Origin of the sequence: Bradyrhizobium sp. Y36, assembly GCF_002531575.1 — a bacterium.
Lineage (GTDB): Bacteria > Pseudomonadota > Alphaproteobacteria > Rhizobiales > Xanthobacteraceae > Bradyrhizobium.
Genome location: NZ_NWTI01000019.1, coordinates 1 through 14736, shown reverse-complemented (window position 1 = coordinate 14736; position 14736 = coordinate 1). Strand labels below are relative to the sequence as shown.

Below are 14736 nucleotides of genomic sequence, written 5' to 3'. Positions count from 1 at the left end.
GTGGACGCCCGGGACAAGCCCGGACACACGCCAATCTGGGTGGAAGCAAGATGCCAAGGCGGCTCGAAGGTGAATTTGACTACATCGTCGTCGGAGCCGGGACCGCCGGCTGCATCGTCGCCAACCGGCTCTCGGCCGAGCCCAAGAACCGCGTGCTCGTCCTTGAGGCCGGCGGCGACGACAACTGGATCTGGTTCCACATTCCCGTCGGCTACCTCTTCGCAATCGGCAATCCGCGCTCGGACTGGATGTTCAAGACCGAGGCCGAGCCGGGCCTGAACGGCCGCGCGCTCTCCTATCCCCGCGGCAAGGTGATCGGCGGCTGCTCGGCGATCAACGCCATGATCTCGATGCGCGGCCAGGCCGCCGATTACGATCATTGGCGACAGCTCGGTATGACGGGCTGGGGCTACGACGAAGTGCTGCCGCTGTTTCGGCGGCTCGAGGACCACTTCCTCGGCGCCAGCGAGCATCATGGCGCCGGCGGTGGCTGGCGCATCGAGGCGCCGCGGTTGTCGTGGGACATTCTCGATGCCGTCGGCGATGCCGCCGAAGAAATGGGCATCAAGCGCATTCCGGACTTCAACACCGGCGACAACGAAGGCACCAGCTATTTCCACGTCAACCAGAAGCGCGGCCGGCGCTGGTCCTCGGCGCGCGGCTTCCTCAAGCCCGCGCTGAGCCGCCCCAATCTGCGGCTCGAGAAGCATGTGCTGGTCGACCGCCTGATCATCGAGCAGGGCCGCGCCGTCGGCGTGCGCTTCATCCAGAACGGCGAGGTCATCGAGGCGCGTGCGAAGCGCGAGGTGGTGCTCTCTGCCGGCTCGATCGGCTCGGTGCAGGTGCTGCACCGCTCCGGCATCGGTCCCGCCGACTGGCTGTCGCCGCTCGGCATCGACATCGTCATGGACAAGCCCGGTGTGGGGCGCAATCTGCAGGACCATCTGCAGCAGCGCGCGATCTACAAGGTCGAGGGTGTGCGCACGCTGAACGAGACCTATTACAATCTGTTTCGCCGCGGGTTGATGGGCCTCGACTACGCCTTCCGCCGCCGTGGTCCGCTGACCATGGCGCCGTCGCAGCTCGGCATCTTCACCCGCTCCGACGCGACGCGGGCGCGCGCCAACATCCAGTTCCACGTGCAGCCGCTGTCGCTCGACAAGTTCGGCGATCCCCTGCACCGCTTCCCCGCCATCACTGTCAGCGCCTGCAATCTGCAGCCGACCTCGCGCGGCACCGTGCGGCTGCGCTCGGCGAGCCCCGACGAGAAGCCGATCATCGCGCCGAATTACCTCTCGACCGACGACGACCGCCAGGTCGGCGCCGATGCCATTCGCACCACGCGACGCCTGATGCAGCAGAAGGCGCTGGCGAAATATCGCCCCAGCGAATATTTGCCCGGCCCCACCGTCGGTGACGACGACGCCTCGCTCGCCAAGGCGGCCGGCGATATCGGCACCACCATTTTCCATCCCGTCGGCACCGCGAAAATGGGTGCGGTGAGCGATCCCATGGCGGTGGTCGACGAGCGCCTGCGCTTCTACGGCCTCGACGGCCTGCGCATTGTCGATGCCTCGATCATGCCGACCATCACGTCGGGCAATACCAACACGCCGACCGCGATGATCGCCGAGAAGGGTGCGACGATGATCCTGGAGGATGCGAAGTAGCATCGTGTCTTCATGATCACCCCGCACCGCTTTTCCATCGGCCCCGCCGGCACGGAGATCGCCATGTTGCAGTGGGGCGAGAGCGGGAAGCCGCCTGCCCTGCTCGTGCACGGTACCGGTTTCGTCGCCGACGTCTGGGACGAGGTCGCGCGCGAGCTGGCGTCGACCTACACCGTTTATGGGCTCGACCGCCGCGGCCACGGCGCCAGCCACAAGCCCGGCGCCTATCACTTCCTGGACTATGCGGAGGATGTCTGCCGGGTGATCGACGCGCTCGGGCTGCGCGACGTCTACGGCATCGGCCACAGCGCGGGCGCGACTGATCTCCTGCTTGCGGCCAAGCTCTTGCCCGGGCGTTTCACGCGCCTGTTCGTGATGGAGCCCACCATCATGGACCCGCGCGCGGCGCGCGCCGGAGAGTTGAACGAGGAGTCCATCGCCCGCGTGCAGGGTACGTTGCGCCGGCGTGCCGAGTTCGAGAGTGCCGAGGCGGTGTACGAGCGCTACCGAACGGCGCCGGCGTTCGCGGATTGGACAGAAGCATCGTTGCGGGCATATGTGCGTCACGGTTTCACGACGCTCGACGATGGCCGGGTGAGGCTCTGCTGCACGCCCGAGATCGAATCCGCAATCCTCCGTCCGATCTACGAGGCGATGGAGCAGGTCTACATTGGCGATGCCCGTGGCAATCCGTTTGGCATGCTCGCCGAGATCGATTGCCCGGTGCGGGTGACGACGGCCGCGAAGTCGGGGCCAATCTACAAGGAGATGGCCTCGCGGGCGGTCTCGCTGATTCCGCAGGTGAGCCCGCTGGTCTTTGAAGGCGCCGGCCACTGCGTGGCTCAGGAAGTGCCGGCGGCTGTAGTGGAAGCCGTGCTGGACTTCGCGAACTAGGTCTCGTGCCCCGGACGCGCTGCAGCGTGCAACGCTGCTGCGCAGAGCCGGGGCCCATCTCACCGTTGCAGCGCGTCCGGGACATGAGAGCCGCCTCACGAAAACGTCATCGCATCCGGGAATAAGTCCCTCCCTCCCCCGATCAGCTCCCCGAAGCCCAATTCCGGGTGAAGTGGAGACGTTGCGATGAGCGGACACGATCACGAAGGCGACGGCGTCAGCCGCCGCAAGGTGCTGGAATGCATGACCTGGGCCGGCACCGGGGTGCTCTGGACCGTCACGGGGGGCGTGCCGCGCTCGCTCGGCATCATCGATTCGGCTGAGGCCGCGACTGCAGCGGCGCCCGGCATGAGCTTCCTGCAGATCAGCGACAGCCATGTCGGCTTCGACAAGCCGGCCAATCCCAACGCGCTCGGTACGCTGGAGGAGGCCGTCAACAAGATCAACGCGATGCCGGCCAAGCCGTCCTTCATGATCCACACCGGCGACATCACGCATCTGTCCAAAGCCGCCGAGTTCGACAACGCCGAGCGCATCATCTCGCAGACCAAGCTCGACGTGCACTACGTGCCCGGCGAGCACGACTTCATCGACGAGGAGGTGAAGCTCTATCGCGAGCGCTACGGCCGCGGCACCAAGGGCCACGGCTGGTATTCGTTCGACGCCGGCGGCGTGCACTTCGTCGGCCTCGTCAACGTCGTCGACCTCAAGGCCGGCGGCCTCGGCAATCTCGGCGCCGAGCAGCTCGCCTGGCTCGAGGACGATCTGCGCGGCAAGTCGAAATCGACGCCCATCGTGCTGTTCGCGCACATCCCGCTCTGGACGGTCTATCCCGAATGGGGCTGGGGCACCGAGGACGGCGGCCGTGCGCTCGAATACGTCAAGGGTTTTGGCTCGGTCACCGTGCTCAACGGACACATCCACCAGGTGATGCAGAAGGTCGAGGGCAACGTCACCTTCCACACCGCGCGCTCCACCGCCTTCCCGCAGCCGGCGCCGGGCGCCGCCCCCTCGCCCGGTCCGATGAAGGTCGAGGACGCAAGGCTCCGGAGCATGCTCGGCGTTGCCAGCATCAACTTCAAGCAGAACGAGCAGCGGCTGGCGATCATCGACACGCCGCTCCAGGGCTAAGGTGCGGAAGCTGACAATGAAGACTCTCAACCGCCGCGACTTCGCTGTCGACCTCGGTCTCGCGTTGGCCGCGGCCATCCTGCTGCCTGCAACGACAGCCCGTGCCGACGATCTGGAAGTTCATATCGACAATTTCGTGTTCCAGCCGGCCGAGCTCAAGATCAAGGTCGGCACCACCGTGACCTGGACCAATCGCGACGACATCCCGCACACCGTGGTGTCGGCCGGCAAGTTCAGGTCCAAGACCCTGGATACCGACGACAAGTTCTCGTTCACCTTCACCAATGCGGGCGACTACAAATATTTTTGTTCGTTGCACCCGCACATGACGGGGATGATCAAGGTTGAGTAACGTCTCCAACCAAGGCATCAACGTCTTGCCCGGCCGGTGGTCCCACGCCGGCCGGGCCCGTGTGCCCTCGGTCACACGCGCCGACACAACGAACAGGGACGAAACAGCGCAACGCGCGGACCAAGAGGCAAAGCGAGGAGCGATGCCCGCCAACGACGATATGCAGAAGGCGCAGCGCTTCCGCGAGGCGGCGCTGCCCTATCTCGACGACGTCTATACGCTCGCGCGCTACCTGCTGCGGGACGCTTCCGATGCGGAAGATGCGGTGCAGGAGTGCTACCTGCGCGCGCTGAAGCACTTCGACAGCTATCGCGGCCCGGCCATGAAACCCTGGCTGTTCGCGATCCTGCGCAACGTCTGCAACGCAGAATACGCAAGGCGCGCACACAGGCCCAGTGCAATCGAGGATACCCCCGGCGCCGCCGAGCAGACGCCGATCTGGCAGGAGAGCGAAGCGAGCCCGGAAACCGAGGTGCTGCGCAGCCGCGACGCCGGCGCCATCCGCAAGCTGATCGACGCGCTCGCCGAACCGTTCAAGGAAACCTTCGTGCTGCGCGAGATCAACAATTTGTCCTATCGTGAAATCGCCGAGGCCGTCGGCGCCCCCGTCGGCACCGTGATGTCCCGCCTCGCCCGCGCCCGCGCCATGCTGCGCGCGGCCTGGACGGCGGAAGAGGAGCACTCCAGATGACCTGCGACGAAGCAAGGATCATGCTTCACGCGCTGCTCGACGGCGAGCTCGACGCCGGCCATGCGCGCGAGGTCGAAGCCCATATTGCCGGCTGCCCCGGCTGCGCTGCGGAATTGGCCGCACAGCGCGACATGCAGCGCGTGCTCGCCGACACCAATTTGCGCTACGCCGCGCCCGCCAGCCTGCGCAACAGGATCGAGGCCTCGCTGCCGCAGCCGCAGCGCCAGCAGCCGACCCGCCGCTCCGTGCTGCGCGGCTTTGCGATGGGCTCGGCCGTCTCCGCGCTCGCCGCCACAGGCGTCGTCGCCGTGGTGCTGCGCCAGGACGACCAGCAGCGCATCCTCTCGGAGGTCGTCTCCGCGCATCTGCGCTCGCTCCAGGCCGGTCACCTCATCGACGTGGTCTCCACCGACCAGCACACGGTCAAGCCCTGGTTCAACGGCAAGCTGGATGTCGCCCCGCCCGTGATCGACCTCACCGCACAGGGCTTTACGCTGGTCGGCGGCCGCCTCGACTATATCGACGCGCGCGCCATCGGCGCGGTCGTCTACAAGCGCCGGCAGCACGTGATCAACCTGTTCGTGTCACAGACCTCGAGCACCGAACACCGGCCGCCGAAGACGCAGACCATGCAGGGCTTCAACTGCCGCCGCTGGGGTGAGCGCGGCCTGAATTTCTGGGCCGTCAGCGACATCGGCGCCGACGAGCTCGCCGAGTTCGTCGACAAGTTCGAAGCGGCCATGAAGTCGAATGTGGAGGGGTAACCGCCGGCAGCGGATGAAGCTCCGCGTCATGGTTCAGAGGTGATGCCTCTCACAGTCCTCGCGAGCGCAATTCGGCAGATTGCAGCTCCACTGGGAGGACAGACATGGTTCCGCTATTGATTATCTGCGCCACGCTGCCGTCGATGTTCGCTGCGGGCTGCGCTGCCTTGCTGGCCTTCAGGGAGCGCAAGCAATGGATCTGGTTCGCGCTCCTGTCCGTCATTGCCGGCTTTGCCGGCCTGCTCACGCTGAACATGCTTCACATCTGGGAATACGCCGGACGTTGCTGAGGCGCAGTCGGCGGAAGGTCAAGCCGACCTTCATACCGACCGGATCGCGCCGGGGCGATCGCAGCTTGAACTTCTGGGCCGTCAGCGCTGTCGGCGGCGACGAGTACGTCGAGAAGTTCGAGGCGGCGATGAAGACGGATGCGGAGAAAGAGCGACGCTTCCCGCAAGACCGGCTCACAACTTTTGATTGCGAGGCCAGGAGGGGGCTGCTAATTCAGCGCCATGATGCGCCCTCTTTTCCTTGCCGCCGCTCTTGCCTGGACGATCGCCGCTTCCCTGCCGGCAACAGCCCGCGACGGACTCGCCACCACGATGCGTGCCGTCCTCTACGAGGAAGATCTCAGCAATCCGAAGGGTAACCGCGCAGACGGAAAGATCATCTGGCGGGTAGAACCGACGACCGATGCTGCCGCACCGTCAGGCGACGTCACGATACGCGGCGACATCGAGGTGCCTTCGCGAAATCTGCGGATGACGCTCTCCATCCGGCGTAATTTCGACCCCACGCTGCCTGCCACTCACACGATGCAGATCGATGTCGCCCCAGACTTCGCGGCCGGCAAGATCAAACAGGTGATGGGCCTGCTGATGAAGGTCAACGAACAGGCCAAAGGCGCGCCCATCGCCGCGCTGACGGTGAGAATTGACGACAGCCATTTCCTGATCGGCCTGTCCGCTGTGCCACAAGATGCATCCAACAACTCGCTTCTGATCCGAAGCCGAGCCTGGATGGACATCCCGATCCTCTATGCAATGCAACGCCGCGCCATCCTCGCGGTCGAAAAGGACGGCGACGTTCTACCGCTTTTCAATACGGTATTTGGGCACTGAAGCGGACGCACGCCGCCATGGCGTTCGATCACATCGAAGCGGCGAAGAAGCCGATCACCGCTTGAGCGACCAGCCTTACGCCGACCGCCGCACCGCGTTGTCCACCAGCGTCTTGCCGAGCGACCAGATCGCGCCGGGGACCTTGTGGCTGCCGGCGATGACGTCGTCGAACGCCTTCTCGATCCAGGTGCAGTCTTCTTCCGTGATGGTGAGCGGCGGCAGCAGCTTGATGGTATGGCTGCCGTGGCCGGCGACTTGCGTCAGGATCTTGTGATCCTTGAACAGCGGGACGGTGATGAGCTGGCAGAACAGGCCCTTGTTGGCGGTCTCCAGCACGTTCCAGGAGGCGCGCAGGCGCAGCGACTTCGGCGGGCCGAACTCGATGCCGATCATCAGGCCCTTGCCGCGCACTTCCTTGAGCAGCTCGTAGCCGGGCACCATGCGCGTCAGCGCGAGGCGCAACTCGGCGCCGCGCTTGGCGGCGGCCTCGATCAGCTTCTCGGACTCCATGACATCGAGCGTGGCAATGCCCGCGGCCATGGCGAGGTCGTTCTTGGAGAAGGTGGAGCCGTGCACCACCGCGCGGTCCATCTGGTTGAAGATCTTGTCGAAGATGGCCTTGCGCGTCAGCACCGCGCCGACAGGCACGTGGCCGCCGGACAGCGACTTCGACAGCAGCACCATGTCGGGCTCGACGTTCCAGTGCTCGACCGCGAGGAAGCGGCCGGTGCGGCCCATGCCGGTCTGGATCTCGTCGGCGACGAACAGCGTGCCGTATTTCTTGCAGAGTGCGGCAGCGCCCGGAAGGAACTCGTCGGTGGGCATGTTGACGCCCTTGCCCTGGATCGGCTCGACGACGAAGGCCGCGACCTCGCGCGAGGCCAGCGCCTTTTCCAGCGCGGCCAGATCGTTGAACGGGATCGAGGTGCAGCCCGGCAGCAGCGGCTCGAAGCCGGTGCGGAAGTTCGAATCACCGGTCAGCGACAGCGCGCCATAGGTCAGGCCGTGATAGCCGTGGGCGCAATAGACGATGCCGGGACGGCCCGTCGCGCCGCGCGCGAACTTGATCGCGGCTTCGACGCATTCGGCGCCCGAATTGGCGAAGAACGCCTTGTCGAGATAGGGAACGTATTTCAGCAGCCGCTCGGCCAGCACGCCGGCGAGCACCGAGACGTCGAACTGGACGAGGTTGGGCAGGTCGGCATCGAGCACGCTCTTGAGCGCCTCGCGCATGACCGGATGATTGCGGCCGATCGCAAACACGCCAAAGCCGGACAACAGGTCGAGATAGCGCGCGCCGTCGCGATCGTAGAGATACTGCCCCTGCCCCTTCTGGAAGCCGACATCGTAGCCGATGGTCTTGAGGACCCGAACGAACTGCTCGTTCAGATACCGATTATGCAGGGTGCTGCGCTGGGCCTGACGGTCCGCGAATAGCTGAGACATGTCTGGATTTGGGCTGTGCATCCGTTACATACTTCGGTTGAGGGTCGTGTCGTCAACTGAAAAGGGACCGTCACTGAAAACGGTCTGTGCGGCCTTTTGCCCTTTTTCGGACCATCTTCGCAAGCACAGCTTTAAACCATGTTGCACTGCCGAGGAACTATCATGCGTTTAGCCCTTTACACCGGACTAATACTGGCTGGCGGTTACGCCTGCCTGACCCCGGCGCTCGCCGCCGATCCCACCGGCGACTGGCGCGTCGCCGACGGCGTCGCCAACATCCGTGTCGCCCAATGCAATGGCAGCATGTGGGGCGCCGTTGCCTGGGAAAAGCAGCCCGGCGGGCGTGACGAGAACAATCCGGATGTCTCGAAAAAGAACAGGCCCACCCTGGGCATGGCGACGCTGATCGACATGAAGAAGAAGCCCGGCGCCGATCAGTGGGAAGGACAGGTCTACAACGCCCAGGACGGCCAGATTTACAGCGCGACCATCACGCCTGTCGGGACCGACCAGCTCGAAATCAAGGGCTGCGTGATGGGATTCCTGTGCGGAGGCGAGACCTGGACCCGCGTTGGACCGCCGATTCCCTTGAGCCCGGCCAATGCCATGGCCAAGAGCGCAGCGAAGCCCGCCGGTGCGGCGCCCAAAGCTGCAGGCACGACGGTCGCCGCCGCGCCCGCGCCCGCACCTGCAGCCCCGAAGCCCGCCGGCGCCGCCAAGCCCGGTCAGAAGGGCGCCACTGATCCGGTCGGCGACATCTGCCTACTCCCTGAGATTGCGGGGTTTGCCCATTAGGGCCGGCTGAAACAGCAGCACGGCCGCGAGCGTCGTCACCAGCGAGAGGGCAAGCAGCTTGCCCATGCTGGACGTGCCGGGATGGCTCGACAGCCACAGGCTGCCGAACGCGGTCGCGGTCGTCAGCGCGCTGAAGAAGATCGCGCGCGTCAGGCTGGTCTGCAGCAGGTTTGTCCTGCCCGAGCGCCAGGCGACGACATAATAGATCTTGAAGGCGACGCCGACGCCGAGCAGCAGCGGGAACGCGACGATGTTGGCGAAGTTGAGCGGCAGGCCGATCAACACGCAGATCTCGAGCGTCACCGCGCCCGCAACCAGGAGCGGCACCAGCGTCATCAGCACGTCGACGAAGCGGCGCAGCGTGATCCAGAGCAGGAGGCCGATCACCAGCAGCGCATAGATGCCGGCGTGGATGAACGCCCGCACCACGGTATCGCCGGATTTCAGGATCGAGACTGGCCCGCCGATCGCGGTCGGCTCGGCGACGAGCACCGCCGCCGCGAATTTGCGCAGCGTGTCGTTGTCGTTGGGATCGCCCTTGGGCAGCGCCTCGATGCGGATGATGCCGTCCTTGCTCTTCCAGGCGCTGACGAGTTCCGGCGGCAGCGACTTCAGGGTGACCGTCTCGGCCTGGATCGCGTTCCGGAGCTGGCCGAACGCAATCTTCAACGGCGCGACGAACACGTCCTGCGCCTTGTTGCGCGTGGCCTCGTCGCCGTTGGCGAGCTTCTCGAGCGCGTCCGCCAGGCGGCGCGAGGCGACGGCGCCCGCGCCCTTCTCGTTACCCGCAGTCCGCCTGAGATTGTCGACCGAGGATTTCAGCGACTCGACGTTCTCCTTGTCGGTCGGCGCCTCGTCGATCTGCTCGGGATTGAGCGCGGGGCCCAGCACCTTGGCGCCCTGCGCGATCAGCTTCAGCTTCGGCGGCTGGTCCTGCGGCACGAAACTGTCGAGCGACATCACCCGCAGCACTTCGGGCACCTTCTCCAGCTTCGCCTCGACCTGCTTTGCCTGCTCCTCGGACGTGACCATCACGTTGATGGCATTGGCGCCGGTGTTGGGATCCTTGCGCAGATCGAGGAAGGTCGCGATCGATTCGGCCTTCGGATTGCGCAGGTTCATCGGGTTGAAGTCGAACTTCATGAAATAGAGCAGCGGCAGGCCGGCGAGCGCGAGCAGCAGCGTGCCGCCCACGACCAGCACGCGGTGCTTCTCCAGGAAGTGATCGACCGGCGCCAGGAAGGCATAGCCGACCGGCTCCTTCTCGCCGGGCGGGTTCAGGAGCTTCAGCATGGCCGGCAGGACGGTGATCGACGACAGGAACGCCACCAGCATGCCGACGCCGGCGATCTGGCCGAGCTCGGCGATGCCCTTGTAGTCGGTCGGCATGAAGCAGAGGAAGCCGGCGGCCGTCGCCATCGCCGCGAGCGACAGCGGCACCGCCGAGCGCTTCGCCGCCAGCACCAGCGCGCCCGCGAGATCGTTGTGCTTGTAGCGCTCGGAGCGATAACGGACGCTGTACTGGATGCCGAAATCGACGCCGAGACCGACGAACAGCACCGCGAACGCGATCGACAGCAGATTGAACGATCCGACCATCATCAGGCCGGCTGCGGTCGTGATCGCAAGACCGACGAACAGATTGACGAACACGGCGAAGATGATCTTCGACGAGTGCAGCGCGAGCCACAGGATGACCAGCACGACGAGAACCGTGCCGACGCCGTTGATGACGGCGCCCTCCTGGACGGTGGCGTATTCCTCGTTGGCGATCGGAATTGGGCCGGTCAGCCGCACCCGCGCCTGGTACTTGGTCGGAAAATCGAGATCGGCCGCGGCCTTGCGGATCGCGTCGGTGGCATCCTTGCCGGGCTCGAGCGCATTGTAGTCGAGGATCGGCTTGAACTCGATGAAGGCGCGCTTGTCGCTGTCCGACAGCGGCTCGTCGCTGACGAGCCCGCGCCACGAGAAGCTCGCATTGCCCTTGCCCAGCACGGTCTCGACGGTCTCTGCGATCTGGTTGAAAGGCCGCGCGGTGTTGTCGAGCTTGACCTGGCCGCGCTTGACGCCGGCAAGTCCCGTCTCCAGTGCGCCGGTCAGACCGCGGATCGAGGGATCGCCGGCCATGATTTCGATCAGGGGCGCTGCGGATTCGAACTGGCCGGTGATCTTGCCGACCTCCTCGGTCGGCAGGAACAGCAGGCCGTTTCTTTCGAAGAACTCGCCGCTGCCGAGCTGCTGCATCGACTGGAAATTGGTCTTGTCGCCCTTCAGCCTGGCAAAGAGCGCGTCCGAGGCGGCGCTCGCCATCTCCGGCGTTCGGGCTTCGACCACGGCAAGGATGAGCTCATTCTGGTCGAATGCCTTGTCGAATTGCTGGTCACGCTTGCGCCAGTCGAGGTTTTGAGAAATCAGCGAATTGATGTCGGTGTTGATGGCAAAGTGCTGGGACGCGTAATAGCCCGCAGCCACCGAGAGCAGCAGCCCGAGAACGACGACGAGGGAGGCAAACCGGGTGCAGGCCCTGACGATGGCAACGACGACGCTTTGCAGCACTTCTTTTCTTTCTGCGGTTAACAGCTTGCCGGAAACGCCCGCTGTTTATCGGAGTTCCCGGGCGAAACCTATTGCTGTTTTGGGTGGCTCTCCCGGGAACAAGGTTCGAAGTAAATGGCGGGAGACCGGGCAAATTCATGCGGGGCGGTCGGTATAGCCGGGGAGTTGAGGCGGGAAAGTGACGAAAGGTTGAGCAGCTGTGTCGCACGTCTTGCCGGCACCCACCCCCCTACTATAATACCTTGGAATCAACCGCGTCCGGGGCTAACGGTTTCATTCGACCTTTCCTTGCTGCCGATTTTTTGACACAAAGAATTGCGCCTCCATGCGCCGGAGCCCCACGGGGGTGGGTGGCTACCGCGTGCGCGAACCAATGGTGCGGATATTGCAACTCATTGGTCAGTATCGGGTGCCGCCGGGAACTGGAAAGCGGATTGGTGCAACTTGCGTGACGGGCGTCCCATGGAAGTTTATCTGGCGCAACCGCGCGGCTTCTGCGCGGGCGTGGTGCGTGCGATCGAGATCGTGGAACGGGCGCTGGAGAAATACGGCCCGCCCGTCTACGTGCGCCACGAGATCGTGCACAACAAATACGTCGTCGAGAGCCTGAAAGCCAAAGGCGCGATCTTCGTCGAGGAGCTGTCCGAGGTTCCACCGAAGGCGGTCACGGTTTTCAGCGCCCATGGCGTCGCCCGCACCGTCGAGGAAGAGGCCGCCGCACGCAGCCTTCCGGTGCTCGATGCGACCTGTCCCCTGGTCACGAAAGTTCACAATCAGGGGAAGCGCTACGTCGGCACCGGCCGCACGCTGATCCTGATCGGCCATGCCGGGCACCCCGAGGTCGAGGGCACGATGGGCCAGGTTCCCGCCCCCGTGCTGCTTGTTCAAAGCGTTCAAGAGGTTAAGGCCCTCACCCTGCCCGCGGATCGGCCAGTGGCCTATATTACCCAGACCACCCTGTCGGTGGACGACACCAAGGACATCATCGCCGCCCTCAAGGCGCGCTTTACAGATATTCAAGGTCCGGATATCCGGGATATCTGCTATGCGACACAGAACCGCCAATCTGCGGTAAGGGACTTGAGCAAGCTGGTCGACGTGATCTTGGTGGTGGGCGCTGCCAACAGCTCGAATTCGAACCGGCTTCGCGAAATCGGCACCGAGGCCGGCGTCGCGAGTTATTTGATTGCCGACGGCAGCGAGCTCAATCCGGAGTGGTTGAAGAGTGCGAGGACGGTCGGTGTTACGGCCGGCGCTTCGGCGCCTGAGGTACTCGTGGATGACGTGATCGAAGCGATGCGGCGGATCGGACCGGTCAAGGTCCAGGTGCTGCCGGGCCGCGAGGAAAACATCGAATTCCGGCTTCCGGCCCAATTGGCTGCGAGCTGACCCACCTGAATTCAAAGCCCAGAAAGAAACTTTGTAATGGCTATCCCCTTCTTCAAGGAAATGCGTATCGGCGGCTATTTGCTCAAGCAGAAACTGCTTGGCCGCAAGCGCTATCCGCTCGTGCTGATGCTGGAGCCGCTGTTCCGCTGCAACCTCGCCTGCGTCGGCTGCGGCAAGATCGATTACCCGGATGCGATCCTCAACCGCCGCATGACCGCACAGGAGTGCTGGGACGCCGCCGACGAGTGCGGCGCGCCGATGGTCGCGATTCCCGGCGGCGAGCCGCTGATCCACAAGGAGATCGGCGAGATCGTGCGCGGCCTCGTCGCGCGCAAGAAGTTCGTCTCGCTCTGCACCAACGCGCTGCTGCTCGAGAAGAAGCTCGATCTGTTCGAGCCCTCCCCTTACCTGTTCTTCTCCGTCCATCTCGACGGCCTGCGTGACCACCACGACAAGGCGGTGTCGCAGAAGGGCGTGTTCGACCGTGCGGTGTCCGCGATCAAGGCGGCCAAGGCGCGCGGCTTCACCGTCAACGTCAACGCCACCATCTTCGACGGCCACCCGGCCGAGGAGATCGCCAAATTCCTCGACCTCACCGTCGAGCTCGGCGTCGGCGTCTCGATGTCGCCGGGCTACGCCTATGAGCGCGCGCCGGACCAGGAGCACTTCCTCAACCGCACCAAGACCAAGAAGCTGTTCCGCGACGTCTTCGCGATGGGCAAGGGCAAGAAGTGGAACTTCATGCATTCCGGCCTGTTCCTGGACTTCCTCGCCGGCAACCAGGAATACGAGTGCACGCCCTGGGGCATGCCCGCGCGCAACATCTTCGGCTGGCAGAAGCCCTGCTACCTGCTCGGTGAAGGCTACGCCAAGACCTTCAAGGAGCTGATGGAGACCACCGACTGGGAGACCTACGGCACCGGTCGTTACGAGAAGTGCGCCGACTGTATGGCCCATTGCGGTTACGAGCCGACCGCGGCGACGGCGGCTCTCAACAACCCGCTGAAGGCGATGTGGGTGTCGCTGCGCGGCATCAGGACCTCCGGTCCGATGGCGCCGGAGATCGACATGAGCAAGCAGCGCCCGGCGCAGTACATCTTCTCGGCGGAAGTGCAGAAGCGCCTGTCGGAGATCCGCAAGGACGAGGCCGAAGCCGCTGCCGCGAAGGCCGCACAGAAGGCTTCGACAGCGGCGTAAAGCGCGCACGATCAACTCTCACCACGAAGGCCCGGCCGCGATCGCGACCGGGCCTTTTCTTTTGTGGGCCTTTGTCTTTGCGGACCGTTGTGCCGACCATGTCCCGGACGCGCTGCAGCGCTTCCATAGCGCTGCTGCGCAGAGCCGGGACCCAGCAGCCGCGAGCCGTGTCGATTCATGGGCCCCGGCTCTGCAGCGCACCGTCGAAGGGACGCTGCGCTGCGTCCGGGGCACGCGGCGCGAGTGTGTCGCTTGCTCTCTCCACGCCGTCATTGCGAGGAGCTCAGCGACAAAATTGCGTAGCAATTTTGCGCAGATGCGACGAAGCAATCCAGACTGCCTCTGCGGAGAAAATTCTGGATTGCTTCCGCCTTCGCCGAGGCTTCGGCGGACACGTCGCTGCGCTCGCAATGACGGAGTATGAGGCGATATCTCGTTCTCCAATAACACTGTCATTCCCCGCGAAGGCGGGGAATCCAGTACGCCGCGGCTTCTCGGTTCAATCACAGCCGTCTCTGGAATACTGGATCGCCCGCCCCAGTGCGCAAGTGCGCACAAGGCGGGCGATGACAGTGAGTGTGTGGTGACAGACGTGGGTTCGCATTCTCGCGGCTTGTTTCGCCCGAGCTTTGCTTCGTTGCTTGCGCCCATCAATTACCAGAGGGCGCAGGGAAGGCCGGGCGCCGGCGGCACCCGAGATCCGTGCGCGACGAAAATGCACACGGGGTGG

Annotated in this window: 13 protein-coding genes; 11 read left to right on the top strand and 2 right to left on the bottom strand. The window is 64.6% G+C overall.

From position 1 onward, the window contains the following. Positions 1 to 50 precede the first annotated feature (50 nt). The 8 genes from CO669_RS26435 to CO669_RS26400 all read left to right on the top strand — a co-directional run bounded on the left by CO669_RS26435 (position 51) and on the right by CO669_RS26400 (position 6623). On the top strand, positions 51 to 1670 hold the full coding sequence (locus CO669_RS26435; RefSeq protein ID WP_097662880.1) for a GMC family oxidoreductase: 1620 nt from the start codon (positions 51 to 53) through the stop codon (positions 1668 to 1670). 12 nt (positions 1671 to 1682) lie between these two features. Next, positions 1683 to 2564, top strand: a complete 882-nt coding sequence (locus CO669_RS26430; protein ID WP_097662879.1) for an alpha/beta fold hydrolase — start codon at positions 1683 to 1685, stop codon at positions 2562 to 2564. 186 nt (positions 2565 to 2750) lie between these two features. After that, on the top strand, positions 2751 to 3695 hold the full coding sequence (locus CO669_RS26425; RefSeq protein ID WP_097662878.1) for a metallophosphoesterase family protein: 945 nt from the start codon (positions 2751 to 2753) through the stop codon (positions 3693 to 3695). A gap of 16 nt (positions 3696 to 3711) precedes the next feature. Further along, positions 3712 to 4047, top strand: a complete 336-nt coding sequence (locus tag CO669_RS26420) for a cupredoxin domain-containing protein (RefSeq protein WP_097663016.1) — start codon at positions 3712 to 3714, stop codon at positions 4045 to 4047. 142 nt (positions 4048 to 4189) lie between these two features. Further along, a complete protein-coding gene (locus tag CO669_RS26415; RefSeq protein WP_198964287.1) occupies positions 4190 to 4738 on the top strand; it encodes a sigma-70 family RNA polymerase sigma factor in 549 nt (182 codons plus the stop codon). Further along, on the top strand, positions 4735 to 5502 hold the full coding sequence (locus CO669_RS26410) for an anti-sigma factor family protein (protein ID WP_097662876.1): 768 nt from the start codon (positions 4735 to 4737) through the stop codon (positions 5500 to 5502). Before CO669_RS26415 ends, CO669_RS26410 begins: the two co-directional genes overlap by 4 nt. 104 nt (positions 5503 to 5606) lie before the next feature. Then, positions 5607 to 5792, top strand: coding sequence for a hypothetical protein (locus CO669_RS26405; RefSeq protein ID WP_097662875.1), 186 nt, complete (start codon positions 5607 to 5609; stop codon positions 5790 to 5792). Between the two features lie 222 nt (positions 5793 to 6014). Next, positions 6015 to 6623 carry a hypothetical protein gene (locus CO669_RS26400; protein WP_097662874.1) on the top strand — a complete coding sequence of 203 codons (609 nt, stop codon included), beginning with the start codon at positions 6015 to 6017 and terminating at the stop codon, positions 6621 to 6623. 75 nt (positions 6624 to 6698) lie between these two features. Here the strand turns inward: CO669_RS26400 and hpnO are convergent, their stop codons facing one another. Beyond that, positions 6699 to 8090: an aminobacteriohopanetriol synthase HpnO gene (gene hpnO / locus CO669_RS26395; RefSeq protein WP_097662873.1), complete on the bottom strand. Its 1392-nt coding sequence runs from the start codon at positions 8088 to 8090 to the stop codon at positions 6699 to 6701. A gap of 141 nt (positions 8091 to 8231) precedes the next feature. Here hpnO and CO669_RS26390 point away from each other — a divergent pair, with 141 nt between their 5' ends. Further along, positions 8232 to 8864, top strand: coding sequence for a DUF2147 domain-containing protein (locus CO669_RS26390; protein ID WP_198964273.1), 633 nt, complete (start codon positions 8232 to 8234; stop codon positions 8862 to 8864). Here CO669_RS26390 and hpnN read toward each other — a convergent pair. Next, entirely contained in the window at positions 8832 to 11420 is a 2589-nt protein-coding gene (gene hpnN / locus CO669_RS26385) for a hopanoid transporter HpnN (protein WP_097662871.1), read from the bottom strand. The genes CO669_RS26390 and hpnN overlap by 33 nt on opposite strands. A gap of 462 nt (positions 11421 to 11882) precedes the next feature. Between hpnN and ispH the strand changes: the two genes are divergently transcribed. Together ispH and hpnH are read left to right on the top strand one after the other, a co-directional pair. Continuing rightward, positions 11883 to 12809: a 4-hydroxy-3-methylbut-2-enyl diphosphate reductase gene (ispH, locus tag CO669_RS26380; RefSeq protein ID WP_097662870.1), complete on the top strand. Its 927-nt coding sequence runs from the start codon at positions 11883 to 11885 to the stop codon at positions 12807 to 12809. Positions 12810 to 12845: 36 nt separating this feature from the next. After that, complete coding sequence (gene hpnH, locus CO669_RS26375; protein ID WP_097662869.1) at positions 12846 to 14006, top strand: adenosyl-hopene transferase HpnH; 1161 nt, start codon at positions 12846 to 12848, stop codon at positions 14004 to 14006. The last annotated feature ends 730 nt before the right edge of the window (positions 14007 to 14736 follow it).

Bases quoted from the DNA above. Each gene is read 5' to 3' on its own strand.
- CO669_RS26390 (WP_198964273.1), top strand. From the start codon at position 8,232: ATGCGTTTAGCCCTTTACACCGGACTAATACTGGCTGGCGGTTACGCC.
- hpnH (WP_097662869.1), top strand. From the start codon at position 12,846: ATGGCTATCCCCTTCTTCAAGGAAATGCGTATCGGCGGCTATTTGCTC.
- CO669_RS26425 (WP_097662878.1), top strand. From the start codon at position 2,751: ATGAGCGGACACGATCACGAAGGCGACGGCGTCAGCCGCCGCAAGGTG.
- hpnO (WP_097662873.1), bottom strand. From the start codon at position 8,090: ATGCACAGCCCAAATCCAGACATGTCTCAGCTATTCGCGGACCGTCAG.
- CO669_RS26430 (WP_097662879.1), top strand. From the start codon at position 1,683: ATGATCACCCCGCACCGCTTTTCCATCGGCCCCGCCGGCACGGAGATC.
- CO669_RS26405 (WP_097662875.1), top strand. From the start codon at position 5,607: ATGGTTCCGCTATTGATTATCTGCGCCACGCTGCCGTCGATGTTCGCT.
- ispH (WP_097662870.1), top strand. From the start codon at position 11,883: ATGGAAGTTTATCTGGCGCAACCGCGCGGCTTCTGCGCGGGCGTGGTG.
- CO669_RS26410 (WP_097662876.1), top strand. From the start codon at position 4,735: ATGACCTGCGACGAAGCAAGGATCATGCTTCACGCGCTGCTCGACGGC.
- CO669_RS26420 (WP_097663016.1), top strand. From the start codon at position 3,712: ATGAAGACTCTCAACCGCCGCGACTTCGCTGTCGACCTCGGTCTCGCG.
- CO669_RS26435 (WP_097662880.1), top strand. From the start codon at position 51: ATGCCAAGGCGGCTCGAAGGTGAATTTGACTACATCGTCGTCGGAGCC.
- CO669_RS26415 (WP_198964287.1), top strand. From the start codon at position 4,190: ATGCCCGCCAACGACGATATGCAGAAGGCGCAGCGCTTCCGCGAGGCG.
- CO669_RS26400 (WP_097662874.1), top strand. From the start codon at position 6,015: ATGATGCGCCCTCTTTTCCTTGCCGCCGCTCTTGCCTGGACGATCGCC.